At 39.9% G+C, this 24,035-nt stretch carries 25 protein-coding genes, 1 tRNA gene and 1 other annotated feature; of the genes, 22 read left to right on the forward strand and 4 right to left on the reverse strand.

Annotated elements, in window-relative coordinates; genetic code table 11:
• Positions 1-38 precede the first annotated feature (38 nt).
• The 5 genes from prfA to upp all read left to right on the forward strand — a co-directional run bounded on the left by prfA (position 39) and on the right by upp (position 5,300).
• Positions 39-1,112, forward strand: coding sequence for a peptide chain release factor 1 (gene prfA / locus RV00_RS01290; protein ID WP_071860796.1), 1,074 nt, complete (start codon positions 39-41; stop codon positions 1,110-1,112).
• Entirely contained in the window at positions 1,105-1,935 is an 831-nt protein-coding gene (prmC, locus tag RV00_RS01295; protein ID WP_071860797.1) for a peptide chain release factor N(5)-glutamine methyltransferase, read from the forward strand. Before prfA ends, prmC begins: the two co-directional genes overlap by 8 nt.
• Positions 1,936-2,125: 190 nt before the next feature.
• Positions 2,126-3,136 (forward strand): L-threonylcarbamoyladenylate synthase, encoded by a 1,011-nt coding sequence (locus RV00_RS01300; RefSeq protein WP_071860798.1) that lies wholly within the window; start codon positions 2,126-2,128, stop codon positions 3,134-3,136.
• A gap of 137 nt (positions 3,137-3,273) precedes the next feature.
• Complete coding sequence (gene glyA / locus RV00_RS01305; RefSeq protein WP_071860799.1) at positions 3,274-4,521, forward strand: serine hydroxymethyltransferase; 1,248 nt, start codon at positions 3,274-3,276, stop codon at positions 4,519-4,521.
• 149 nt (positions 4,522-4,670) lie between these two features.
• Entirely contained in the window at positions 4,671-5,300 is a 630-nt protein-coding gene (gene upp, locus RV00_RS01310; RefSeq protein WP_071860800.1) for a uracil phosphoribosyltransferase, read from the forward strand.
• A 106-nt stretch (positions 5,301-5,406) separates the two neighbouring features.
• On the opposite strand, the gene RV00_RS01315 is transcribed toward upp, so the two are convergent.
• On the reverse strand, positions 5,407-5,643 hold the full coding sequence (locus RV00_RS01315) for a hypothetical protein (protein WP_071860801.1): 237 nt from the start codon (positions 5,641-5,643) through the stop codon (positions 5,407-5,409).
• 253 nt (positions 5,644-5,896) lie between these two features.
• On the opposite strand from RV00_RS01315, the gene RV00_RS01320 reads away from it, so the two are divergent.
• The 17 genes from RV00_RS01320 to sufB all read left to right on the forward strand — a co-directional run bounded on the left by RV00_RS01320 (position 5,897) and on the right by sufB (position 21,614).
• A tRNA-Thr gene (locus RV00_RS01320) sits at positions 5,897-5,969 on the forward strand.
• Between the two features lie 621 nt (positions 5,970-6,590).
• Entirely contained in the window at positions 6,591-7,214 is a 624-nt protein-coding gene (locus tag RV00_RS01325; RefSeq protein WP_071860802.1) for a DUF1361 domain-containing protein, read from the forward strand.
• An 89-nt stretch (positions 7,215-7,303) separates the two neighbouring features.
• Positions 7,304-8,506, forward strand: a complete 1,203-nt coding sequence (locus tag RV00_RS01330; protein WP_071860803.1) for an FtsW/RodA/SpoVE family cell cycle protein — start codon at positions 7,304-7,306, stop codon at positions 8,504-8,506.
• Positions 8,499-8,864 carry an arsenate reductase family protein gene (locus tag RV00_RS01335; protein WP_071860804.1) on the forward strand — a complete coding sequence of 122 codons (366 nt, stop codon included), beginning with the start codon at positions 8,499-8,501 and terminating at the stop codon, positions 8,862-8,864. The genes RV00_RS01330 and RV00_RS01335 overlap by 8 nt, the downstream gene beginning before the upstream one ends.
• Positions 8,865-8,929: 65 nt before the next feature.
• Positions 8,930-9,262, forward strand: a complete 333-nt coding sequence (locus RV00_RS01340) for a glycine cleavage system H family protein (protein WP_071860805.1) — start codon at positions 8,930-8,932, stop codon at positions 9,260-9,262.
• Positions 9,263-9,325: 63 nt separating this feature from the next.
• Positions 9,326-9,578, forward strand: a binding site (T-box leader).
• A gap of 214 nt (positions 9,579-9,792) precedes the next feature.
• Complete coding sequence (locus RV00_RS01345) at positions 9,793-10,827, forward strand: methionine ABC transporter ATP-binding protein (protein ID WP_071860806.1); 1,035 nt, start codon at positions 9,793-9,795, stop codon at positions 10,825-10,827.
• Positions 10,820-11,506 (forward strand): methionine ABC transporter permease, encoded by a 687-nt coding sequence (locus RV00_RS01350; RefSeq protein ID WP_071860807.1) that lies wholly within the window; start codon positions 10,820-10,822, stop codon positions 11,504-11,506. Before RV00_RS01345 ends, RV00_RS01350 begins: the two co-directional genes overlap by 8 nt.
• Positions 11,507-11,525: 19 nt before the next feature.
• Positions 11,526-12,368: a MetQ/NlpA family ABC transporter substrate-binding protein gene (locus tag RV00_RS01355; RefSeq protein ID WP_071860808.1), complete on the forward strand. Its 843-nt coding sequence runs from the start codon at positions 11,526-11,528 to the stop codon at positions 12,366-12,368.
• A 215-nt stretch (positions 12,369-12,583) separates the two neighbouring features.
• A complete protein-coding gene (locus RV00_RS01360; RefSeq protein ID WP_071860809.1) occupies positions 12,584-13,042 on the forward strand; it encodes a PTS sugar transporter subunit IIA in 459 nt (152 codons plus the stop codon).
• Positions 13,039-14,451 carry a PTS fructose transporter subunit IIC gene (locus RV00_RS01365; RefSeq protein WP_071860810.1) on the forward strand — a complete coding sequence of 471 codons (1,413 nt, stop codon included), beginning with the start codon at positions 13,039-13,041 and terminating at the stop codon, positions 14,449-14,451. The genes RV00_RS01360 and RV00_RS01365 overlap by 4 nt, the downstream gene beginning before the upstream one ends.
• Entirely contained in the window at positions 14,451-15,311 is an 861-nt protein-coding gene (locus RV00_RS01370) for a ketose-bisphosphate aldolase (RefSeq protein ID WP_071860811.1), read from the forward strand. Before RV00_RS01365 ends, RV00_RS01370 begins: the two co-directional genes overlap by 1 nt.
• 104 nt (positions 15,312-15,415) lie before the next feature.
• Complete coding sequence (locus RV00_RS01375) at positions 15,416-16,186, forward strand: DeoR/GlpR family DNA-binding transcription regulator (protein WP_071860812.1); 771 nt, start codon at positions 15,416-15,418, stop codon at positions 16,184-16,186.
• 205 nt (positions 16,187-16,391) lie between these two features.
• Positions 16,392-17,162 (forward strand): Fe-S cluster assembly ATPase SufC, encoded by a 771-nt coding sequence (gene sufC, locus RV00_RS01380; protein WP_071860813.1) that lies wholly within the window; start codon positions 16,392-16,394, stop codon positions 17,160-17,162.
• Between the two features lie 13 nt (positions 17,163-17,175).
• Positions 17,176-18,453, forward strand: coding sequence for a Fe-S cluster assembly protein SufD (sufD, locus tag RV00_RS01385; protein ID WP_071860814.1), 1,278 nt, complete (start codon positions 17,176-17,178; stop codon positions 18,451-18,453).
• Positions 18,453-19,688 (forward strand): cysteine desulfurase, encoded by a 1,236-nt coding sequence (locus RV00_RS01390; RefSeq protein ID WP_071860815.1) that lies wholly within the window; start codon positions 18,453-18,455, stop codon positions 19,686-19,688. Before sufD ends, RV00_RS01390 begins: the two co-directional genes overlap by 1 nt.
• On the forward strand, positions 19,675-20,148 hold the full coding sequence (gene sufU, locus RV00_RS01395) for a Fe-S cluster assembly sulfur transfer protein SufU (protein WP_071860816.1): 474 nt from the start codon (positions 19,675-19,677) through the stop codon (positions 20,146-20,148). Before RV00_RS01390 ends, sufU begins: the two co-directional genes overlap by 14 nt.
• Positions 20,149-20,219: 71 nt before the next feature.
• Positions 20,220-21,614 carry a Fe-S cluster assembly protein SufB gene (sufB, locus tag RV00_RS01400; protein ID WP_071860817.1) on the forward strand — a complete coding sequence of 465 codons (1,395 nt, stop codon included), beginning with the start codon at positions 20,220-20,222 and terminating at the stop codon, positions 21,612-21,614.
• A gap of 97 nt (positions 21,615-21,711) precedes the next feature.
• Here the strand turns inward: sufB and RV00_RS01405 are convergent, their stop codons facing one another.
• From RV00_RS01405 to RV00_RS01415, 3 genes are all read right to left on the reverse strand, one after another.
• Positions 21,712-22,902 (reverse strand): site-specific integrase, encoded by a 1,191-nt coding sequence (locus tag RV00_RS01405; protein ID WP_071860818.1) that lies wholly within the window; start codon positions 22,900-22,902, stop codon positions 21,712-21,714.
• A gap of 73 nt (positions 22,903-22,975) precedes the next feature.
• Positions 22,976-23,176: a hypothetical protein gene (locus tag RV00_RS01410; protein WP_455290055.1), complete on the reverse strand. Its 201-nt coding sequence runs from the start codon at positions 23,174-23,176 to the stop codon at positions 22,976-22,978.
• Between the two features lie 626 nt (positions 23,177-23,802).
• On the reverse strand, positions 23,803-23,991 hold the full coding sequence (locus tag RV00_RS01415) for a helix-turn-helix domain-containing protein (RefSeq protein WP_071860820.1): 189 nt from the start codon (positions 23,989-23,991) through the stop codon (positions 23,803-23,805).
• Between the last annotated feature and the right edge of the window lie 44 nt (positions 23,992-24,035).

Raw genomic sequence — 24,035 nt, forward strand, 5'->3', positions numbered from 1 at the left:
AATAAATACTTTAATACGAATTAGGAGGAATTTTATCCATGTACGATCAACTGCAAGCCATCGAAGATCGTTATGAAGAGCTTGGCGAATTATTGAGTGACCCGGAAGTCATCACTGATACCCAGCGCTTTATGCAGCTGTCTAAAGAAGAGGCGAATACTCGAGATACTGTTGCGACATACCGCCGCTACAAAAAAGTAGTAGAGGGTATCAGCGATGCCGAAGAACTATTAGGTGAGAACTTAGATGCTGAAATGGCGGAGATGGCTAAAGAAGAGCTGTCTGATTTGAAAAAAGAAAAAGAAGTCTTAGAAGACGAAATCAAAATTCTGCTATTACCAAAAGACCCGAATGATGATAAAAATATCATTATGGAAATTCGTGGAGCAGCGGGTGGAGATGAAGCGGCATTATTCGCCGGCGATCTTTTCAATATGTATCAAAAATATGCGGAAGCGCAAGGCTGGAAGACGGAAGTTATGGAAGCCAATGTAACTGGAATCGGCGGCTATAAAGAAGTCATCATGATGATCACCGGTGATAACGTGTATTCAAAATTGAAATACGAAAGTGGCGCCCATCGCGTTCAACGGGTCCCTTCAACAGAATCACAAGGGCGGATCCACACTTCAACTGCGACAGTGGTCGTAATGCCAGAAGCTGAAGAAGTCGAGATCGATATTGCTGATAATGATATTCGGACAGATATTTATCATGCGTCAGGTGCTGGTGGTCAGCACGTCAACAAGACGGCATCAGCTGTTCGTTTGACTCATATTCCAACAGGGATCGTAGTAGCGATGCAGGACGAACGTTCACAAATCAAAAACCGTGAAAAGGCGATGAAAATTTTACGGGCCCGCGTGTTTGATAAAATTCAACAAGAAGCTCAAAGTGAATATGACGCAAGTCGTAAGTCAGCGGTTGGTACTGGGGATCGTTCAGAACGTATCCGGACCTACAACTTTCCGCAAAATCGGGTGACAGATCACCGCATTGGTTTGACGATCCAAAAACTGGATCAAATCCTAGCTGGTAAACTTGATGAAATTATTGACGCTTTAATTATGTATGACCAAACCCAAAAACTGGAAGAGTTGCAAAATGGGTAAAACGTATGTGGAAGTCCTGTCTGGGGCTTCCTCTTTTTTAGAGGCAGCCGGAAAAGAAGGCTATGCTATTGAATACCTTTTCCTCGCTCGCAAACAATGGAGTAAAACCGACTGGCTGCTGCATATGCGGGAAGAAATCTCAACAGCAGAGGAACAGCTGATTGAAGAAGATCTGGCGAGTCTAATGAAAAATATTCCGCCTCAGTATTTGCTAGGCTACGAATATTTTTTTGAGCATCGCTTCAAAGTAACGCAAGATACTTTGATCCCCCGACCTGAGACTGAAGAACTAGTCGCCCTTAGTTTGTCCGATAATGATGCATCCGCTAAAAAGGTCGTGGACATAGGTACCGGTACTGGTGCGATTGCGATTAGTTTGAAGCTGGCACGCCCTGCATGGACTGTCACGGCGGTAGATATATCTGAAGCGGCGTTAAAGGTCGCTTCAGAAAATGCAGAGACCTTGCAGGCACCGATCACTTTTTTGCAAAGTGATGTGCTAAGCGCTATTACAGAAAAGCAGGACATCATCATTAGCAATCCTCCTTATATCAGTAGGACAGAATGGGATTTGATGGATGAGAGCGTGCGAACTTATGAGCCAAAGCAGGCGCTTTTTGCGGAAAATGATGGGCTGGCAATCTATCAAAAGATCGCTGCGGAGAGTCAAGGGTTATTGCAACCAGATGGGATGATTTTTTTGGAGATCGGCTTTCAACAAGGTCTCGCTGTCCAAGAAATATTCCAACGAACCTACCCTGATAAAACGGTAACGATTCATCAAGATCTGTCAGGAAATGACCGCATGATCATGGTGCGTTGAGATTTGCCAAAAAATTATTTTTACGAGCAATTGTAATAAAAAAACATTGGGATGACGGTGTTAAAAGCTTGAAAAAGTTATTCACATGGTTATACACACTTGACAAACAAGTTATCAACAACACGGGGATAACTTGCAAGCAAAAGTTTTAAAATAAGGAAAGTTAAAAAAAGGGAGCTGTGGAGAAGCTGTGGAAACAAAAATATTTCAAGTAGAGGAACTAAAAGAAGCGGCGGGATTATTACGTCAGGGAGAATTGATCGCCTTTCCTACGGAGACAGTCTATGGATTGGGAGCTGACGCGCTTTTACCGGAAGCGGTTAAAAAAGTATTTGCCGTTAAGGGGCGTCCAAGTGATAATCCGTTGATCGTCCATATCGCGAATTTTTCCATGACCGAAAAATTTGTGGAAAATTACCATCCGTTGACTGAAAAAATTGTTGAAGCTTTCTGGCCAGGACCACTGACCTTGATTTTCCCTATTAAAAAAGGCAGTCTGAGTCCAGTGGTGACCGGTGGGTTATCCACAGCGGCCTTTCGGATGCCAGATAATAAAAAAACATTAACTTTAATTGAAGAAACGGGCGATCCTCTCGTTGGACCAAGCGCGAACACGTCAGGGAAACCAAGTCCAACTACTGCTTCTCATGTTTATCATGATTTAAAGGGAAGAATCGCTGGCATCCTTGATGATGGAGCGACCCAGATCGGAGTGGAATCAACGGTGCTTGATCTTAGTGGCGAGGTACCGACGATTTTGCGTCCAGGAGCGGTAACAAAGGAACTACTGGAAGACACTCTAGGGATTGAAGTCCCATTAGATAAACATTTAGTCAAAGAGAGTGAGACACCTAAAGCTCCTGGTATGAAATATAAACACTATTCACCAGATACGCCGGTCTTAATGGTTAAGTCTAATGATTGGGCAAAAGCATTAGCGTGGGCCGTTGCGGAAAATAAAAGCTATGGACTATTGGCGACACCAAAAATTGCTGAACAATATGCGTCAACGACACGTTTTGTTTTTGCTGATGATTCGATCGAAGCGGCGACGCGAGGATTATTCAGTGGCTTACGGGCATTGGATGAAGGAGAATCCGTTGATTTGATTTTTGCAGAAGTCTTTCCGGAAGATCATTTAGGCTTAGCTTATATGAATCGTCTGAAAAAGGCTGCTGCACAGAAATATTTCGAAGTATAAAGAGTTTTAGATTGAATCTTGAATTTTTCGCTTCATTCATGGAAAAAAATTTGTGGGTAAAAAAGTAAACAAAAGATTCGATTATCTCTAGAAACTTTCGTATACTTAAATCAGAAAAAATGAAAGGTGGCGTTGGGATGGATTACAAAGCACTAGATCCCGAACTATGGGAAGCAATTAAGGATGAGGGGCAGCGGCAAGAGCAAAATATTGAGTTGATCGCCTCAGAGAATATCGTCTCAGAAGCCGTTCGGATGGCGCAAGGCAGTGTGTTGACCAATAAATATGCGGAAGGCTACCCTGGTCGTCGTTATTATGGCGGGTGTGAATTTATCGATGTTGTAGAAAATTTAGCGATTGATCGCGCAAAGGAATTATTTGACGCAAAATTCGCGAATGTTCAAGCGCATTCTGGTTCACAAGCCAATCAAGCAGCTTATTTTTCATTGATTGAACCCGGAGATACAGTTTTAGGAATGGATTTATCGGCAGGAGGACATTTAACTCATGGTTCACCAGTGAATGTCAGCGGTAAGTTGTATCATTTTGTTAGCTACGGCGTTGATCCTCATACAGAAACGATCGACTATGAAGTCGTTCGTATTTTAGCGCGGAAACATCAACCAAAATTAATCGTAGCAGGAGCGAGTGCCTATAGTCGGATCATTGATTTTGCCCGTTTCCGTGAAATCGCTGATGAAGTAGGTGCGAAGTTAATGGTGGACATGGCACATATCGCTGGTTTGGTGGCAACTGGGTTGCATCCTAACCCAGTTCCTTACGCGGATGTTGTTACTTCCACCACTCATAAGACTTTACGTGGGCCTCGTGGCGGCTTGATTTTAACCAATGATCCGGACATGGCCAAAAAAATCAACAGCGCGGTTTTTCCTGGGTTACAAGGCGGACCATTGGAACATGTTATCGCAGCCAAAGCTGTGGCTTTTAAAGAAGCGTTAGCGCCTAATTTCAAAACTTACAGCGAACAAGTCTTGAAAAATATTCAAGCGATGGTGAAAGTCTTCAATCAAACACCGGAAACCCGGGTAATATCTGGGGGCAGTGACAATCATCTGATTTTATTGGAAGTCACCGGATTTGATATCACCGGTCGGGAAGCAGAAGAATTATTGGATCAGGTTCACATCACAGTCAATAAAAATTCTATTCCTTTTGAATCAAAAAGTTTCCGCGAAACGAGTGGGGTTCGGATTGGGACCGCCGCTATTACCAGCCGCGGCTTTAAAGAAGAAGATGCCAAACGTGTAGCTGAATTGATTGTTGAAGCATTACGCTCAAAGGGTGACGAAGCGAAGCTGGATGAAGTACGCAAGGCGGTCTTAGAATTAACCGATGCTCATCCGATTCAAGCCAGCTTAGACTAGTTTTCTCAAAGCAGTTGTCATATAATAAATGAAATGCATACTAAGAATATCCGCTCAACATGCAGTAGTTTTTAGAGTTCAAGAAAAACTGGTTGCTGGATAGACAACATGAAAATAATTATATTAAAATGAGTAAGGGGCAAATTAATATGGGCAAGTTTCAAGTAATTGATCATCCATTGATCCAACACAAATTAACGATTATTCGCGATAAGAATTGTGGAACCAAGGTTTTCCGCGAAGTGGTAAATGAAATCGCGATGTTGATGGCGTACGAAGTATCTCGTGATATGCCATTGGAAGACGTTGAAATCGAGACGCCAATCACTGTTTCAACACAAAAAACATTATCCGGTAAAAAAGTTGCGATTGTTCCGATTTTACGTGCTGGTATTGGTATGGTAGACGGCATCTTAGAATTGATTCCCGCTGCCAAAGTTGGCCACATCGGGATGTTCCGTGATGAAGAAACGTTAGAACCAAATGAATATTTCTTCAAAATGCCAGAAGACATCGACAGCCGTCAATTATTTATTGTTGATCCAATGTTGGCGACTGGTGGTTCAGCGATCATGGCGATCGATTCATTGAAAAAACGTGGCGCTTCAAATATGAAATTCGTTTGTTTAGTTGCTGCTCCAGAAGGGGTCAAAGCCTTGCAAGACGCGCATCCAGATGTAGATATCTATACAGCTGCATTAGATGATCACTTAAATGAACAAGGCTATATCGTTCCTGGACTAGGCGACGCAGGCGACCGCCTATTTGGAACTAAGTAAATTAAAATAGGTTGGGGGAGAAGTGGTTAGCTACTTTTGTCCCGACGATTGCAACAAAAGAAGGAGTTTGGGCGATCATCGCCCAAACTCCTTCTTTGTTTAAAAACTAAATTTTTTCCATTTGTTTATAATTGATTACAACAACACCGTTGGAATGATTAATCAACTCTCCGTTGTCTTGCTTTTCATCAATTTCAACCACTGCTGCATTTTTCAATTGTTTCGTGACAATTCCAGTCTGAGATTGTCCGCGAATCGTAAACATCACATGTGTCTGAACTGGAAAATCTTTTCCAGCTTCGGAAGGATCAATTTGCGTCTCTATTTTACCAAATGTAGCCATCTGTTCTAAACGCCTCCTTTTTCATACTAACGAAAATCTCAACTTTAAACTGCGTCGGATTTGTTAGTATCTTGGATTTTGACTCGACTTAATCACAGGATTTTGCTAAACTATGAAAAGTGGAGCGGTCATCCATTGGTATCACATGCCCTATTTTAGCATATTTTCAACTTTTTTTCATGTAATCGCTTTTTGAGAGGAATCTTACTTTACTTTTTGCTAGAAGTTTTTTATAATTCCTTTTGTACGAAACGCCAGCTTAGCTCAGTTGGTAGAGCAACGCACTCGTAACGCGTAGGTCGTAGGTTCGAATCCTATAGCTGGCATAAATTATAAAAGCCGTCATATCAAAGGGAAACCGAGATAGCGACGGCTTTTTATTATTTATAAAGTAAGTATAAATTTTTCACAGGAATACGCTTTACAGCAGATTTAGCCATGTCTGGCTTCACGAANCACTCGTAACGCGTAGGTCGTAGGTTCGAATCCTATAGCTGGCATAAATTATAAAAGCCGTCATATCAAAGGGAAACCGAGATAGCGACGGCTTTTTATTATTTATAAAGTAAGTATAAATTTTTCACAGGAATACGCTTTACAGCAGATTTAGCCATGTCTGGCTTCACGAACTAGCTTTATCGGCAATAAGCAAAACGATTTCGAAATTTGAGAAGCACCAAGTAGGAACTGTTCAACATCAAAGTTAAAACTTTGTGTTTCTCAGTCATTTATCAAAAGTTTGGTCTGATTGCTCAGCTGACTCCTAATTAGGGAATCATTTTTCCAAAAATACGAAAAATGACTCTGATTGTCGTTACGCATACCATTTTTCTAATCTCAATAAAGCAAGCAGAAAAACTGGCAAAAAGCTGAGGGAGTTCGCGAAAGCCTTTCTCATATTATTTTGATTGTATGGAAGAAAAGTTGCTTTCTATTGAGGGAGAAGGATGAAGAAAAATTATTTGTTCCACTTTGGTGTGATTCTTTATATTTTATTTATGAGTCTATTTCGCGAGACGTTTTCGTTTATGGGCTTGAATGTTTTTCTAGCTTGGCTACCGCTAGTCTTTGGTAGTTTGTTTATGAAACTTATTTCGCCGGTTCGCTGGCTATTTGCAGCGCTGTGGTTATTGTTTTTCCCGAATGTTCCCTATTTATTGACAGATCTGTTTCATTTAGAGAGTTTGAGGATTTATCACGCCCATGGTCTTTTTGCACCAGTTGCGAGTGATTGGTGGTCTTATTTTTTCTTAGTGCTGCCGATTTTAGTTATGGTTTTTGTTGGGATGGCGCAAGTCTTCCACTTGCTTGCGACAGTCAAATTGCAAAAGTCGCAACGGTTCATCAGTCTGCTAGGCTTAGCTGTTCTTTCAGGAATTGCCGTTTACAGTGGCCGCTTCGATCGGATTCACTCGGTCGAATTGATTCTTAAACCGCTTCACGCGTTACAACTCTTATTAGGAAACTGGCACGTTGAAAAAATTCAATTCGTAGTGATGTTTAGTCTGTTACAATTAGGAGTGTGGGCGTTAATTTTCGGATTGCAACATGATCGATCGCTCCAAGACTAAAGATTTTGCAAAGGAAATGAAGCGGACTTTTCTTTAGCGAGAGAAGCGTCTATAATAAGGCGAGTAAATTGGTGGAAAAGAGATGAAAAATGAATACGTTAAGAAAAAACAATGATAGCCGAATTGATTACGGCGTTATTTTACCTGTGTTTCTATTATGTTTGATTGGATTATTGTCCCTTTACGTGGCATTATCTCACGATCCGAGAGATCCAAATATTTTTCGCAATATCGTCATGCAAGGCGTGTGGTACGCAGTGGGAGCATTGGCAATTGTTATTATCATTCATTTTGATGCGAAAATGCTTTGGCGTTTGACCCCATTTTTGTATGTCATTGGATTGGCTGTCATGCTGGCTTTGTTAAAATATTACGATCCGGTTCTGGCAGCTTCCACCGGTTCAAAAAACTGGTTCAAATTCGGTACCCTGACCTTCCAGCCATCTGAGCTGATGAAGATTGCTTATATTTTAATGATGGCGCTGATTATTACGAAACATAACGTAGCCAACAAGCTTCACACAATTAAGACAGACGCGTTATTAATTGGCAAAATGTTGTTAGTCACACTGCCCGTGATCGGCTTGGTCTTGGCACAGAAGGACTTTGGGACAATGCTAGTTTTCTTGGCTATTTTTGCTGGGATGTTTTTGATGTCGGGAATTTCTTGGCTGATCGTTTTACCAGCGATTGCTTTGGCGGTGGTATTAGGTGTCTCACTGATCTTTTTAGTTTCGACAGATACCGGAAGAGCGTTATTAACAAATCTGGGTTTTAAGAGCTATCAATTCGCTCGGATTGATTCTTGGTTAGAGCCTTTCCATGATCCTCAAGGAGTTAGTTTCCAATTGGCTCATGCGTTGATGGCGATTGGGTCTGGTGGTATTTTTGGGACAGGCTATAACGTGAGTCATGTTTATGTGCCGGTGCGCGAATCGGATATGATTTTCACCGTTATTGGTGAGAATTTTGGTTTTGTCGGCGGTGCTTTTGTGATCTTAGTTTATTTTGTTTTGATTTACCGGATGATCCGTTTATGTTTTGATATGAATAATGAGTTTTATGCTTATATTGCTTCAGGGATCGTTATGATGATGCTCTTTCATGTCTTTGAAAATATCGGAGCGAATATTGGTCTGCTACCATTAACAGGGATCCCATTGCCTTTTATCAGTCAAGGTGGTTCTTCTATTCTCGGTAACATGATCGGAATTGGCTTGATTTTATCAATGCGTTATCAAAGTGCCGGTAAACAAGTAATGAAACCAACAAGGAGCTCACAACATGCTTAAATTTTATTGGTATCCAAAATGTTCGACTTGTCGAAAAGCCAAAGCCTGGTTGGACCAGGAAAATATTTCCTATGAAGCGATTGATTTGATTCAAGCTACGCCGCAAGCGGCTGAGTTTGAAAAGTGGCTGTCAACTAGCCAGCTCCCTGTTCGCCGCTTCTTCAATACTAGCGGAATGAAGTATCGTGAGCTGGGATTGAAGGATAAAATGACAGAGCTGTCGATTCAAGCTGCGAGTGAGCTATTAGCTAGTGACGGGATGCTGGTGAAGCGTCCAATGCTGATTAACAACGATCAATTTGTTGTGAATGGCTTTAAAGAATCAACTTATGAAGAAAGCCGAGCCAGCTTCTCATAGCAGAAGCTGGATGTTCACCGGCTATATTAAAAATTTTTATACTAGCAAAAGGGGCGTTTAAAGAAATGAATTACTTGAAAAAAAATGATGGTCTGTGGATTTTACATAATGATAAAGATTTTTGTATGGGTTTAACCGAAGAAATGGCTGAAACACTTGGCGAGGTAACCTTCATTTCGTTACCGAAGATCGGCCAAAAAGTAACAGCAGGCGAACCGTTATTGGAAATCGAAGCTGAAAAAGCGGTCCAAGAATTTAAAAGTCCATTAACCGGAGTCGTTTCATCCATCAGCGAAAAAGTAGCTGCTGATCCGAAAGCATTGAATACTGAGGATGAAATGGATGCCTGGATTCTTTCACTGCGAGAAGTAGACGCAGCTGATTTTGAAAAACTATAAAGAAAATTTTCATTTGATGTTTGACAGGATAAAAATCCCCTGATATAATCCTTTCATACACATGAGAAAGCGATGAAAAGAAAAGTACATCTGATGAACGTACAAAGAGAGCTCCGGTATGCTGAAAAGGAGTGACGCGAGTGAGATGGAAAATGGTCTTTGAGCAGGATCGACGAGGCGAGTGCCAAGTCCTTCACGGGAGTGCCCGTTATAGCACCTCAGTATGCGCCATAGGCAAGTACTGGTAGAGGTTATGATTGTGAAATCATAATAAATTTTAGGTGGTAACACGGAAGTCAAAGCTTTCGTCCTAAATGTACAAACGTACATTTATTAGGACGGAAGCTTTTTTTGTCAGTTTTTCTTCCTGCTTTAGCAGGTTAGAAAAATGATATGTCGACGAAGATAAAAATAAATTTTGTCAAAAATTTATAGTCATCCGTCTGAGCTAGTTGTTTCAGGATTCATCACATTCTAGTCGCAAAAAAATAATCCGTAAGTTACCGTTCCACAGAAAGGGAGTAAGAAAGATGGCATTGATTGAATTGAAGCAAGTGGAGAAGAGTTTCGCCGGCAAAAAGGGAACAATCCACGCAGTCAATGGAGTAAATTTAGCAATTGAAGCAAAAGATGTATATGGCATCGTCGGTTATTCTGGTGCAGGCAAAAGTACCTTAGTTCGTTTATTGAACGGGTTGGAAGCATCGACTGGCGGTCAAGTCTTAGTCAATAATGAGGACGTCGCCAAGTTACAAGGCCCCGCATTAAGAACGTTTCGAAAAAAAGTTGGGATGATCTTTCAGCATTTCAATTTATTATGGTCACGGACGGTCAGTGAAAATATTCAATTACCGTTGGAACTGGCTGGCGTAGCCAAAGACAAGCGTCAACAAAAAGCGCAAGAATTATTAAGTTTGGTCGGCTTAGATGGTCGGGGGGATGCGTATCCTTCACAACTCTCCGGTGGCCAAAAACAACGGGTCGGCATTGCTCGCGCCTTAGCCAATGATCCTGATATTCTGCTTTGTGATGAAGCTACTAGTGCTTTAGATCCCCAGACAACCGAAGAGGTTTTAGAGTTGTTGGCGAATATCAATCAGAAATTAGGACTGACGATCGTGCTGATCACCCATGAAATGAATGTGATCCGGAAAATTTGTAACAAGGTCGCTGTGATGGAATTAGGAAAAATCGTCGAAGAAGGTTCCGTTCGCGAAGTCTTCCGCCATCCACAACAGGAAGTGACTAAGATTTTCGTTCAACAAGATTTAGAACCGAAAGCTGATCCATCAGCTTTGTTAGCAGAGTTTATCAAAGAGAATCCAACCGGGACGTTAGCGACGCTCCACTTCTTAGAAAACAATGCTGGTGAGCCAGTGGTTTCACAGGCGATTCGTAAATTTCCAATTGACATCAGCATCGTTTATGGCAATATCGAGCGCTCTACGGGAAGTTCTTTTGGAACACTGACCGTCCAATTCACTGGTGATTCAGCAGAGGTAGACCAAGCGATCGCTTTTATTGAAGCTCAACAAGTTGGCGTGGAGGTGTTGCACCGTGGATAAAAGTTTTACAGAGACGTATTTAAATTTCCAACAAGTATCATGGGACACCTTGAAGGAAGCAATCAATGATACGTTGTTCATGACGATCATTTCGATGGTGATAGTATTTGTTTTAGGTTTATTACTAGGCTTACTGCTGTATTCCCTTGGACGAAAGCATTCAGGTGCCCATAGTATTTTATACGGCTTAGTCTCCATTATCAGTAATATCTTTCGTTCCACCCCGTTTATGATCTTAATGGTCCTGATCATTCCTTTCACGAAAGTGTTAGTAGGAACGATGCTGGGAGCGAAAGCAGCGATTCCGGCGCTAGTCTTATCAGCAGCCCCATTTTATGCCCGACTCGTAGAAATTGCGTTTCGGGAAGTTGATTCTGGTGTCTTGGAAGCGGCAGATTCGATGGGGGCCAGCTATTTCCAAACAATTTACAAAGTCTTGATTCCAGAAAGTCTACCAGCGTTGATCTCTGGGTTGACGGTTACATCGGTTTCGATGATCGGCTTCACCGCAATGGCTGGTGCGATCGGTGCAGGAGGGCTTGGAGCGTTGGCTTGGCAAGAAGGCTATCAACGTGGAAATTATACAGTTACGTTAGTGGCAACAGTCATCATTTTAATTATTGTGTTTATCGTTCAAGGAGTCGGCGATTTCTTGACGAAGAGAACAGATAAACGTTAAAAACTAGGAGGAAATTATAATGAAAAAGAAAATTTTAGGTTTTGCAGCAGTAGCATTATTAACAGTCGGATTAGCGGCTTGCGGAAATAGCAGCAGCGGTTCATCAGACAGTAGCAGTAAAGAAAAAAGTGAAACGCTAGTTGTGGGAGCATCGCCAACACCCCATGCGGAAATTTTAGAGCACGTGAAGCCATTACTTGAAAAAGAAGGCGTGAATCTGGAAATCAAAAAATTTGATGACTATGTCTTGCCTAACAAAGCACTAGCAGATAAAGATATCGATGCCAATTACTTCCAACACAAACCATTCTTTAACAAAGCCGTGAAGGAAAATGATTACAAGTTTACCGATGTCGGTGCGGTTCACATTGAACCAATGGGCTTATACTCTAAGAAGATCAAAGACATCAAAGATTTAAAAGATGGGGCAACCATCATTACTTCAAATTCCGAATCTGACTGGGGTCGGATCATTACGATTTTACAAGATGCAGGTTTAGTAAAAATCAAAGACGGTGTTGATTTAGAAACAGCAACCTTTGACGATATCGCTGAGAATCCTAAGCATTTGAAATTCGAACACTCAATCGATCCAGCGTTACTTGCAACGACTTATAACAACGACGAAGGCGATCTAGTAGCGATCAACGCAAACTTTGCTTACGGTGCTGGCTTAAATCCAGTGAAGGATGCCTTATTACTTGAAAAAGACACTTCTCCATATGCAAATATCATTGCTGTTCGAACAGAAGATAAAGATGATCCTCGCATCGAGAAATTAGTGAAAGTGTTACATGAAAAAGATGTTCAAGATTGGATCTTGAAGAAATGGGACGGCTCAGTGAAGCAAGTCGATAAATAGAACGTTTATCCTTAATACATCTGTATTAAGGATTTTTTTATTATTCTAAAGCTCATATATAATGATCATTTTGGATCAATATATATGAGCTTTTTTAGCTACAAAAGACTTTTTAACCGAAAATCGTTCAAAACGTTGAACGATATAGGTAGCGATGATATAGTATCCTCATAAACAAGGTAAGCGCTAACCTAGTTATGAAAGTAGGTTTTACAATGAATTTGATTGATTTGATGATGAGCGATTTGATTATTTTTAATGAATCGATAAGCTCAAAAGATGAGCTTTTTGAAGAAATAGGTCGGATACTTGAAGAAAATCAGCGTGTTACGAAAGCAAGAAAAGTAATTAAGGATTTATACAAAAGAGAGTTAGAGACTTCTACTGGTATTGAAGATGGATTTGGAATTCCGCATGCAAAAAGTAAAGCTGTCTTAAAGCCTACAGTTTGCTTCGCGCATACAGGAAAAATGGATAATTACGTTGGATTAGATGAGAAACCCATTGAATGCGTTTTTGCTATTATAGTACCTAAAAAAGCTTCTGAAATTCATTTAGAAATTTTGAGTGGATTGTCACGAAAATTAATGGACCTAGAATTTAGAAAACAGTTGAAATCAGCTACTAACGCAGCCGAGATACTTGAGATTATAAACAAGGAGGAATCATCATGAAAATAATTGGAATTACAGCTTGTCCAACGGGAATTGCGCATACGTATATGTCTGCTGAAAAGCTGGAAGTCACTGCAAAAAAATTAGGATATGAAGCAAAATTTGAAACTCAAGGTGCAAAAACAGAAAATGTACTTACAGCAAAAGAAATCAATTCCGCGGATGCAATTATTTTAGCTGTTGATAAAGATATTGATACAAGTCGATTTGCAGGAAAAAAAGTTAAGAGAGTTTCGACAAGTAGGGCAATCAAGGAGCCCGAAGAAGTAATTGAAGAAGCACTTAATAATGTTGGAACGATAGAATTCTCAGCAGATAAAGGAAATGATTCAAAAGAACGACAAGGAGGAATCTATAACCATTTCATGAATGGAGTAAATTATATGCTGCCTTTTGTAATTGCAGGTGGAATAATTATTGCTCTAAGTTTCGCATTTGGGATAACCGCTTCTGACCCTGAGTCTGCTGATTATAACGTTCTTGCAGGAGCACTATCAACTATTGGAGGTGGGACAGCTTTTGCAATGATGGTTCCTGCACTGGGTGCGGGTATTGCCAGCTCAATTGCTGGTAAAGCCGGATTTGCTCCAGGGATCGTTGCTGGTTTACTTGCGGCTAATGGAGGTTCTGGATTTTTGGGTGGTATGATTGGTGGGTTGCTAGCTGGTTATGCTACTGACTTGTTGGCCAATAAAATTAATGTTAAAAAACAACTTGCTGCAATCTATCAGTTAATTGTTGTTCCTTTGGTTTCAATCTTAGTAATTGGGCTTGCTATGGTATTTCTAATTGATAAACCGATTGCTTGGGTGTTGGAGGCGTTAACGAGTTGGTTAAATGGATTAGGAAATACTTCTGGACTTATGTTTGGTTTGTTAATTGGTATTATGATGGCTGCAGATATGGGTGGTCCAATCAATAAATCAATTTCTACCTTTTCAATAGGGTTAATGTCCGCAGGGGTTAATGCACCAATTGCTGCATGTATGGCAGCTGGCATGACTCCTCCGTTGGGATTAGCATTAGCGACCATTTTATTTAAAAATAAATTTACTAAGGAAGAACGAACTTCCGGACAATCATGCTGGATACTAGGTGCTTCTTATATTACTGAAGGCGCTATACCATTCGCAGTTTCAGATCCGATTCGAGTAATTCCTAGCTTAATGCTTGGATCTGCTACTGCGGCAGGAATTTCTATGGCAGCAGGAGTAACCTCAATGGCTCCTCATGGTGGGATTTGGGTTATGCTGATTCCTAACGTCATGAATAATTTGCCAATGTACGTATTAGCTATTGTTGCTGGAACTATAGTAACGGCGTTAGCTGTTGGTGTTTTGAAAAAAACAGTAACAGTTGAAATAAAAAAAGAATCATCTGAAAAAATAATTAATGAGGTGGAAGTTTAATGTTGTATACAATGAAAGACTTATTGAAAATTGCGAAGGAAAATAAATTTGCAGTACCTGCATTTAACATTTGTAGCTATGATATGATGAAAGCTATTATGGAGGAAGTAGAATCACAAAATGCTCCGGTTATTCTGGAGATACATCCAGATGAAATTGCTTATCTAAATGATGAATTTGTAGCGGCAGCGAAAGAATACGCACACAATAGTAAAGTCCCGGTGGTAATTCACATGGATCATGGGGGATCAGTTAAAGATGTGATGCGAGCTATTCGTAATGGATATACTTCTGTAATGATTGATGCATCTACTAAACCTTATGAGGAAAATATGAGCCTTACTAAACAAGTTGTTGAACTGGCACACAATATAAATGTTTCAGTTGAAGCAGAATTAGGTACAATCGGAAATAATGGATCAGCAGAAGGTGGATCGGCAAATATTATTTATACTGACCCTGATCAAGCAGAGGAATTTGTTAAGGAAACTGGAATTGATACTCTTGCCGTAGCAATTGGAACTGCTCACGGACTTTATCCTAAAGATATGACGCCAAAATTAAATATTGATTTGCTAAAAGAATTGAATGAACGGATTGATATTCCTTTTGTATTACATGGTGGGTCAGGGAATCCTGATTCTGAGGTTAGTGAGGCTGTTAAGTATGGCGTAGCAAAAGTTAATTTAAGTTCTGATCTAAAGAGCGTTTTCTTTGATGCTCTACGTGATGTATTGAGTCAAAATCCAGAAATGTATGAGCCAGGAGATGTTTTTCCAGAAGCCAATGACAAAGTGAGAGAAGTTGTAAAACACAAATTAGGCGTACTAAACACAATCGGAAAAGCTGAATTATATTAATAAAAAAGACAGGGCTTTCAATTTTTTGAAAGAGCTGTCTTCTTTTCCATTAATAATGTTAATGTATAAGTGAGAATATTTTATAGGAATGGAGCTAAATAAAAATGCTAACTACAGTTGAAGATCGGCAACAGCAGATTGTTAATTACTTGAAAATTAACCAATTTGCAACAGTTACAGACTTAATTGAATTAGTTAACTATAGTGAAGCTACAATAAAAAGAGATTTGGTTTTACTTGAAGGTAGTGGATTGATTAGGCGAACCCGTGGTGGGGCCATGATTGTAGATAATAAAAAAATTGATGTGCCTTATCTAATGAAAGTTACACATTTAAATGAAGAAGATAATAAACAATATATCGCAGATGTGGCGTGTACTCTAATCAAAGATGATATGGTTATTTTTTTGGACTCAAGTACCACAAGCTTACATTTAATAAAAAATCTAAGTAAGTTTGATGGACTTCAAATAATTACGAATGGTGTGTTGACTGCAGCTATGCTAAGCGAATTTACTAGTGCTCATGTATCTATATTAGGTGGATCTATTGTACCCAAACGAGCGACAATTAATGGCTCGAAAGCCTACAATGATATACTCACTTATAATGCTGACATAGCTTTTATAGGTTGTCGGGGATTGGATTTTGATCATGGAATCACAGAAACTCACGAAGGAGAAGCGTTAATTAAGAAAGCTTTTCGAAGACAGGCAAATCATGTAGCGGTACTGGCTACAATAGATAAATTAGATCATAAGTATATGTATCAATCACTTGCCTGTCATGAAATTGATTATTTAATTACGGAAATACCACTTTCTATTGAGAAAATAGATAAATTAAAACAACATCATATTACTTGTTTATACTAATACGATTAAGAGCTTTGAAAGGAAAATCTTTTCAGGTTCTTTTTTATATATAAATAAAACTTAAATTGTCGTATCTAAAAACGAAATTATAATAATTCTAAATAAACCTCAGTTTTCCGTAAGAAAATCGGTGAATCAATTTGTATTCCATTCTCATTTAGATTAAAATGTGTGAGAACGAGAAAAAATATTTGGAGGTACTTTCATGTCAGTTTTAGAAATCAAAGACTTACACGTAGCCATTGAAGATAAAGAAATTTTAAAAGGCGTTAACCTGGAAATGAAGACTGGGGAAATCCACGCTATTATGGGACCAAATGGGACAGGTAAATCAACGTTATCTGCCGCAATCATGGGAAATCCAAACTATAAAGTGACTAAAGGCGAAATCCTTTTTGATGGCAAAAATATTTTAGACTTGGAAGTTGACGAACGCGCGCGCTTAGGCTTGTTTTTAGCAATGCAATATCCAAGCGAAATTCCTGGGATCAGTAACGCCGAATTCATGCGGGCAGCAATCAATGCCCGTCGTGAAGAAGATGAAAAAATCTCTGTGATGCAATTCTTGAAAAAGCTAGATAAAAAAATGGAATTATTGAATATGCCAGAAGAAATGGCTGAACGCTATTTAAATGAAGGCTTCTCAGGTGGAGAAAAGAAACGCAATGAAATTTTACAATTATTAATGATCGAACCGACCTTTGCGATTCTAGATGAAATCGACTCAGGTTTAGATATTGATGCCTTGAAAGTCGTTGCAAAAGGAATCAATGAAATGCGGGGCGATGATTTTGGTGCCTTGATCATTACTCACTACCAACGTCTATTGAATTATATCGTACCTGATGTTGTGCACATTATGATGGATGGACGAGTAGTCTTGACTGGTGATGCAGATCTTGCGAAACGTTTAGAAGCTGAAGGCTACGCAGGGATTTCTGCTGAATTAGGTATCGATTACAAAGAAGAAGTTTAGGAGGGCAAGATAGATGAAAAAATGGACAGAATATCTTGAGGCCGTCAAAGCTTTCTCAGCCGAATGGGCCGAACCTCAATGGATGACTGATTTACGCATCAACGCATTAAATAAAATCGACGAGCTGCCTTTACCCGTCATTGAAAAGGTGAAATTCGCTCGTTGGAATCTTTACAACGTCAAGCCAGAACATCAAGCAGCGGCTGGAACAATTCCTAGCTTCGACCAAATGAAAGACAATCCAATGATCGTCCAAACGGGTGAAACAACCGTTTTCGAACAAATCTCACCAAAATTGGCAGATCAAGGTGTGATTTTTACGGATCTTGTAACAGCGATCCAAGAACACCCTGAGTTAGTCAAAGAATATTACATGACGAAAGCTGTGCCAGTGGAAGAAAATAGTTTGACTGCTTTACATGCCGCGTTTATGAACAATGGCGTCTTCTTATATGTACCAAAAAATGTCGTAATCGAAGAACCACTTGAGAGCTTATTCATCCATAATGGTGATGAAGAATCACATTTCTTCAAACACGTATTGATCGTAGCAGAAGACAACAGTGAATTTTCTTACTTGGAGCGCTTTGAATCACAAGGCGCTGCCGCCAAGAAACTTTCAGGAAACGTTGTCGTTGAAGTCATTACGAAGCCAGGTGCGCGGGTGAAATTTGCGGCAGTAGATTCTTTAGGTGAAAACATTACGACTTACATGAACCGTCGGGGATACTTGATGCGGGACTCCATGATTGATTGGGCTTTGGGGATCATGAATGATGGCAATGTAGTTGCTGACTTTGATTCTGATTTAGTCGGCGAAGGTGCCCATTCAGAGGTCAAGATCGTCGCGATTAGTGATGGTAAACAAATCCAAGGGATCGATACAAGAGTTACCAATAAAGCCCCTCATACGATCGGACATATTTTGCAACACGGTGTCATCCTTGAAAAATCGACCTTAACCTTCAACGGGATCGGGCATATTTTAAAAGGTGCTAAGGGAGCTGATGCGCAACAAGAAAGTCGTGTCTTGATGTTGTCTGAAAAATCTCGTGGCGATGCCAATCCGATCCTTTTGATTGATGAAAATGAAGTGACCGCCGGACACGCAGCCAGTGTTGGTCGCGTTGACCCAGACGAATTATTCTATTTAATGAGTCGCGGGTTAGAAAAAGCAGCGGCTGAACGGTTAGTGATCCGTGGATTCTTAGGACCTGTGATCACCGCAATTCCAATCAAAGCCACTCAAGAGCAACTGATCGCAACGATCGAAGGGAAGTTGAGTAAATAATGAGGGATTTTGCTACGATTAGAAAAGATTTTCCGATTCTTTTCCAAGAAGTAAATGATGAACCACTTGTTTATTTAGACAATGCAGCAACAACACAAAAACCGACGCAAGTCTTGGATGCGCTGCGTCATTACTATGAAAACGACAATGCCAACGTTCATCGCGGCGTCCATACTTTAGCTGAGCGGGCAACCGCAGATTATGAAAATAGTCGCGAAAAAGTTCGTGCATTCATCAACGCTAAGGAAACCGCTGAAGTATTGTTTACCCGTGGAACAACGACTGGTCTGAATTGGCTGGCTCGCAGCTACGGCGATGCCTTTGTTGAAGCAGGCGATGAGATCGTTATTTCCTACATGGAACACCATTCAAATATTATTCCGTGGCAGCAATTAGCCCAACGCAAGGGTGCGACATTACGTTATGTCCCATTAACGGATGACGGTTTCCTTGATATGACTGCTGCAAAAGAAATCATCAATGAAAAAACAGCGATTGTGTCACTCGCCTACGTCTCCAATGTTCTTGGTGTGATCAATCCAATCAAAGAATTAGCAGCGCTGGCTCATGCCAATAACGCGGTGATGATTGTAGATGGCGCTCAAGCAACTCCCCATATGAAAGTAGATGTCCAAGCGTTGGACGCAGATTTCTTTGCCTTTAGTGGACATAAAATGTGTGGACCAACCGGAATCGGTGTATTATATGGCAAGCGTCAATGGCTGGAACAAATGGAACCTGTCGAGTTTGGCGGCGAAATGATCGAATTCGTGAATCTTTATGATAGTACATGGAAAGAATTACCTTGGAAATTCGAAGCCGGCACACCCAATATCGCTGGAGCGATCGCATTAGGTGCGGCGATTGATTATTTAAACGAGATCGGGATGGAGCAGATCCATCAATACGAACAAGAATTAGTGGACTATGTGTTACCAAAATTACACGAAATAGATGGAATCACCACCTACGGACCGCAAGATCCTGAACATCATACGGGTGTGATCGCCTTTAATTTAGACGGTATCCATCCTCATGATGTAGCGACGGCTTTAGATATGGAAGGTGTCGCAGTTCGGGCGGGCCACCATTGTGCACAACCATTAATGAATTATTTGAATCTGCCAGCGACGGCGCGGGCCAGCTTCTATTTCTACAATACGAAAGAAGATGCAGACCGTTTGATCGAAGCAATTCAGGCGACGAAGGAGTTTTTCAAGCATGGCGCTCTCTAAATTAGACAATTTATATCGGCAAGTGATCTTGGATCATTCCTCTCATCCACATCATCGTGGAAAATTGAGTGATTCCACGCAAACGATCGAGATGAATAATCCAACTTGTGGTGATGTGATCGAGCTTGAACTAATCGTAAAAGACGACATCATTACAGACATCGCTTTTTCTGGCAGTGGCTGTTCAATCTCAACCGCTAGCGCGTCAATGATGACTGACGCAGTGGTGGGCAAGCCTGTCTCAGAAGCGGAACATTTAGCAGTAATTTTTGCCCAAATGGTTCAAGGCAATGAGATCCCAGAAAAAGATGAAGAGGCTTTGGGCGATGCGGCGATGCTTAGCGGTGTCGCAAAATTCCCTGCTCGTATCAAGTGTTCCACCTTAGCTTGGAAAGCACTAGGCAAAGCCTTGACCAATGAACAAGGTAAAGCTAGAGAAGGACAATTTCATAAGGATTAAAAGAATACTAGACTTATCTTTCTGAAAAGAAAGTAAGTACATATAAAGTAAGAAGTTAGGAGCGGGATTACATGAGTGTACCTGAAATGCAAGAGGAATATCAATTTGGCTTCCACGATGATATCGAACCGGTCTTTACCACCGGCGAAGGTCTATCTGAAGAAGTTATTCGCGAAATCTCCCGCGCAAAAGGAGAACCAGAATGGATGTTGGATTTTCGTTTGAAGTCCTTAGAAACATTCAGAAAATTAGAAATGCCCGGTTACGGACCTGATTTGTCCGAACTGGATTACGATAAAATCAATTATTTCATTCGTTCCAGCGACAAACCGGCCCGCGATTGGGACGATGTACCAGAAGAAATCAAAACAACCTTTGAACGTTTAGGAATACCAGAAGCAGAGCGTGCTTACTTAGCTGGTGCTTCGGCTCAATACGAATCCGAAGTGGTTTATCACAACATGAAAGACGAGTTCAAAAAATTAGGCATCGTCTTTACTGATACTGATTCAGCTTTGAAAGAATATCCTGAGTTGTTCAAAGAATATTTCGGAACATTGGTGCCACCCTCAGATAACAAATTGGCTGCGCTAAATTCAGCGGCTTGGTCTGGCGGAACCTTTATCTATGTGCCAAAAGGTGTGAAGACGGATATTCCGATCCAGTCTTACTTCCGGATCAACTCAGCCAACACCGGACAATTTGAGCGCACATTGATCATCGTCGACGAAGGCGCCAGCATCAATTATGTTGAAGGCTGTACCGCACCAACCTATTCTTCAGATAGTTTGCATGCCGCAGTCGTAGAAGTTTTTGTTAAAAAAGATGGCTATTGCCGTTATACGACGATCCAAAACTGGTCGAACAACGTGTACAGTTTGGAAACCAAACGTGGGCAAGCTCAAGAAAACGCGACAATGGAATGGGTCGATGGTAACTTAGGATCAAAAGTGACTATGAAATATCCAAGTGTCTACATGGAAGGCAAAGGCGCCCGTGGTACGATGCTATCAATCGCCGTAGCTGGCAAAAACATTGTCTTAGATAACGGTGCGCGCATGATCCATAATGCACCAAATACTTCCAGCTCAATTGTTTCAAAATCCATCGCCAAAGACGGCGGCGCGGTAGACTATCGAGGAACCGTGCGCTTTGGTCGTAATAGCGCAGGCTCATTCAGTCACATCGAGTGCGACACGATCATCATGGACGATCAATCAAGTTCTGATACGATCCCGTATAACGAAATCTTGAATGGGAATGTCTCTTTGGAACACGAAGCCAAAGTTTCAAAAATCTCAGAAGAACAATTATATTACCTAATGAGTCGCGGTATCTCTGAACAAGAAGCAACAGAGATGATCGTGATGGGATTCGTTGAACCATTTACAAAAGAATTACCAATGGAATATGCCGTGGAATTAAACCGTCTGATTCAGTATGAGATGGAAGGCAGTGTAGGTTAATTTTAATTTAAGCGCTAGAAATGTTGATTTATCAATGTTTCTGGTGCTTCTTTTTTTCGGAAAAGTAAACTAACTACAAAACTAACTACAACGGAGGTTAAAAGAGATATTTCTCTTTTTCAATAAATTTAGCAAATTGATCCGCACTGCGTTCCTCGCGTTCAGGATAGAAGTAGTTATAAACCTGACGAGTCATCTTAGAATCTTTATGTCCAACTCGATACATAATATCCTCTAGATTCATATCTGCCATTGCACAAAGAGAAACGTGCGTCTTCCTGAATTCATGAAGAGTAATACGTTTTAGGTTGTACTTGGTTGCAATGACATCATACCAATCGTTTGCTTGACCAGGACGACAAAACATATTTTCTCTATTTGGAAACACAAGCTGGTGCTTACTTGTAGATTTAAATCCTAAAATAGTTAACTCTAACTGCTGTCTAGTTTTCCATTCCTGTAACATAGTCATAGTTTCTGAATCAATTGAAATGGTTCTTTTTCCAGCATTTGTTTTAGCACTTTGGCTAGCTACTTTAGTTATTTTAGTAGTAGGATCACTTTCGACTTCAGCTAGTGTTTTACTGATGATTAATTTATTCGTTTCAAAATTAATATCATTCCATTCAAGAGCAAGTATTTCTGATTTTCTAGCGCCTGTATAGGACAGGACACGAAAATAGGTTTCGATTTTCTTATTTCCATGTTTTTTGCATGAATCTAGAAAAAGCGCTAATTCTTTTGGTGTATAAGCTGTCATTGTTTCAGTAGCGACTAAATGTTCATCAATTTCTTGACGTTTAATTGGCTCAGTTTTTCGCATTGGGTTTTCAGTAATGAGTTCTTGTTGGATACCATATTGAAAAATTTGAGCAACCGCTCTCCGAAAATAGTAAGCCTGTTTATATCCATCTCGTATCCAGCGACGATTAACTTGAGTACAAAATCGAACAGAAATATCATTTATTTTTTTGTCTCCAAAATATTCAAGTGCATGATCTTCAATTGCTCTTCTAGTGATCATGATAGTAGACGGCTTTACTTTCAATCGATATTGCTCGATGAATTCTTCATACAACTCTTTAAAAGTAATATTGCCATTCATTTTAATTAGATTTCTGTCAAAATCTAATTGTAGTTGTCTGTAGACTTGTTGGGCATCTTTTTTTGTTTGAAAGCCACTTCTTGTGGTGCGGACTTCTTCACCAAACTCAGTCTTTCCAAGATAGCATTGGAATTTCCAGAGTTTTTTATTGTATTTTGTGTATTGCTTAAAAGAAACAGACATTAAAATCTTCCTTCCTAATTCATTATTTGGATTAGGGTATTTTGTTTTTAGTAAGATTTTAATAATTGAGGCTTTAATCAGATGAATCATTTTTTAATTGATTGAAAATATTTTTAACATCTTCAAGATCATACAAATGTTGCCGACCAATCATAATTACTTCTAATCCATTTAGATGAAGTGTTTTTAAGGTGTCATAACCAATGTGCAATTCCGTCATCAAAGTTTGTTGATTAATATATCTTCCGAGAATTAGTGATGTTTTATCAGGCATATTCATAGGATCTTACCTTTCTTTACACAATAGATTGGTTTCGATATTTATTTGCGTAATATCGTTGAAAAAAATCAGCAGTCATCCTTTCTTCTATGAAGAGTGTATTTGCCTCAAAATGCTGCGAGCTAGAATTAAATACTGTACTTTAATTATAATACGCTCAGCATCTTTTTCCTATACTAAGTAGAAAAAGGATAATTGTTTTAAGGAATGTTATCACTTATTCAAACGACTTAGGAAAGTCCACAGGAATTTCACCTCAACTCAAACTTGGAGAAGCTACCCAATGCCGTGAAGCGTTCAAGGTAGGAGTATCATTATAGTGAATACAAATCATGGCTTCTTCAAATTCCTAAATGAAGAGTGTAAATCAAATAATAATCGCTCGTTTTTTTCAAAGTCATTGCGGATTTGTTTACCTAGCTTATTGTAATCAAAATGTATTTGAATAAGTTATTCAATTTTCAAAGAGCAGTTTTGGTTATATACTAATAAGAGGTTTATTGGATAAGAAAATACAACATTTAATTTGTTAAATATGGAAAAATGGCCGAGTTTGTACTCTCAGCCATTTTTTTGGTTTAATTCAAATTTGGGTTGTAAATAAATACTTGATATTCTTATTATTGAACTTCAAAATCCATTATCAACCTGATAAAGCGCTCTGATAACTCTTGATAGCAGTCTAAATCAATCCTGCCATCACGTGTAGACTCTTTTAGTAATAAAGGTTGAAACTGTTGGTACAAATGTACCATTGATTCATGATCGCCTTTCTGAGCTTTAATAGCTAAAGAAGTAAGAGTTTCCATATTCTATTCCTCCCTTAAAAAGTTTTATAAATTTTTTAAAGGAG

The organism is Enterococcus devriesei, assembly GCF_001885905.1.
Classification (GTDB): domain Bacteria; phylum Bacillota; class Bacilli; order Lactobacillales; family Enterococcaceae; genus Enterococcus_A; species Enterococcus_A devriesei.

What these genes read in the sequence shown, in the direction of transcription:
- prfA (WP_071860796.1), top strand. Translation starts at nt 39, where the DNA reads ATGTACGATCAACTGCAAGCCATCGAAGATCGTTATGAAGAGCTTGGC.
- prmC (WP_071860797.1), top strand. Translation starts at nt 1,105, where the DNA reads ATGGGTAAAACGTATGTGGAAGTCCTGTCTGGGGCTTCCTCTTTTTTA.
- glyA (WP_071860799.1), top strand. Translation starts at nt 3,274, where the DNA reads ATGGATTACAAAGCACTAGATCCCGAACTATGGGAAGCAATTAAGGAT.
- upp (WP_071860800.1), top strand. Translation starts at nt 4,671, where the DNA reads ATGGGCAAGTTTCAAGTAATTGATCATCCATTGATCCAACACAAATTA.
- RV00_RS01315 (WP_071860801.1), bottom strand. Translation starts at nt 5,643, where the DNA reads ATGGCTACATTTGGTAAAATAGAGACGCAAATTGATCCTTCCGAAGCT.
- RV00_RS01325 (WP_071860802.1), top strand. Translation starts at nt 6,591, where the DNA reads ATGAAGAAAAATTATTTGTTCCACTTTGGTGTGATTCTTTATATTTTA.
- RV00_RS01330 (WP_071860803.1), top strand. Translation starts at nt 7,304, where the DNA reads ATGAATACGTTAAGAAAAAACAATGATAGCCGAATTGATTACGGCGTT.
- RV00_RS01335 (WP_071860804.1), top strand. Translation starts at nt 8,499, where the DNA reads ATGCTTAAATTTTATTGGTATCCAAAATGTTCGACTTGTCGAAAAGCC.
- RV00_RS01340 (WP_071860805.1), top strand. Translation starts at nt 8,930, where the DNA reads ATGAATTACTTGAAAAAAAATGATGGTCTGTGGATTTTACATAATGAT.
- RV00_RS01345 (WP_071860806.1), top strand. Translation starts at nt 9,793, where the DNA reads ATGGCATTGATTGAATTGAAGCAAGTGGAGAAGAGTTTCGCCGGCAAA.
- RV00_RS01355 (WP_071860808.1), top strand. Translation starts at nt 11,526, where the DNA reads ATGAAAAAGAAAATTTTAGGTTTTGCAGCAGTAGCATTATTAACAGTC.
- RV00_RS01360 (WP_071860809.1), top strand. Translation starts at nt 12,584, where the DNA reads ATGAATTTGATTGATTTGATGATGAGCGATTTGATTATTTTTAATGAA.
- RV00_RS01365 (WP_071860810.1), top strand. Translation starts at nt 13,039, where the DNA reads ATGAAAATAATTGGAATTACAGCTTGTCCAACGGGAATTGCGCATACG.
- RV00_RS01370 (WP_071860811.1), top strand. Translation starts at nt 14,451, where the DNA reads ATGTTGTATACAATGAAAGACTTATTGAAAATTGCGAAGGAAAATAAA.
- RV00_RS01375 (WP_071860812.1), top strand. Translation starts at nt 15,416, where the DNA reads ATGCTAACTACAGTTGAAGATCGGCAACAGCAGATTGTTAATTACTTG.
- sufC (WP_071860813.1), top strand. Translation starts at nt 16,392, where the DNA reads ATGTCAGTTTTAGAAATCAAAGACTTACACGTAGCCATTGAAGATAAA.
- sufD (WP_071860814.1), top strand. Translation starts at nt 17,176, where the DNA reads ATGAAAAAATGGACAGAATATCTTGAGGCCGTCAAAGCTTTCTCAGCC.
- RV00_RS01390 (WP_071860815.1), top strand. Translation starts at nt 18,453, where the DNA reads ATGAGGGATTTTGCTACGATTAGAAAAGATTTTCCGATTCTTTTCCAA.
- sufU (WP_071860816.1), top strand. Translation starts at nt 19,675, where the DNA reads ATGGCGCTCTCTAAATTAGACAATTTATATCGGCAAGTGATCTTGGAT.
- sufB (WP_071860817.1), top strand. Translation starts at nt 20,220, where the DNA reads ATGAGTGTACCTGAAATGCAAGAGGAATATCAATTTGGCTTCCACGAT.
- RV00_RS01405 (WP_071860818.1), bottom strand. Translation starts at nt 22,902, where the DNA reads ATGTCTGTTTCTTTTAAGCAATACACAAAATACAATAAAAAACTCTGG.
- RV00_RS01410 (WP_455290055.1), bottom strand. Translation starts at nt 23,176, where the DNA reads ATGCCTGATAAAACATCACTAATTCTCGGAAGATATATTAATCAACAA.
- RV00_RS01415 (WP_071860820.1), bottom strand. Translation starts at nt 23,991, where the DNA reads ATGGAAACTCTTACTTCTTTAGCTATTAAAGCTCAGAAAGGCGATCAT.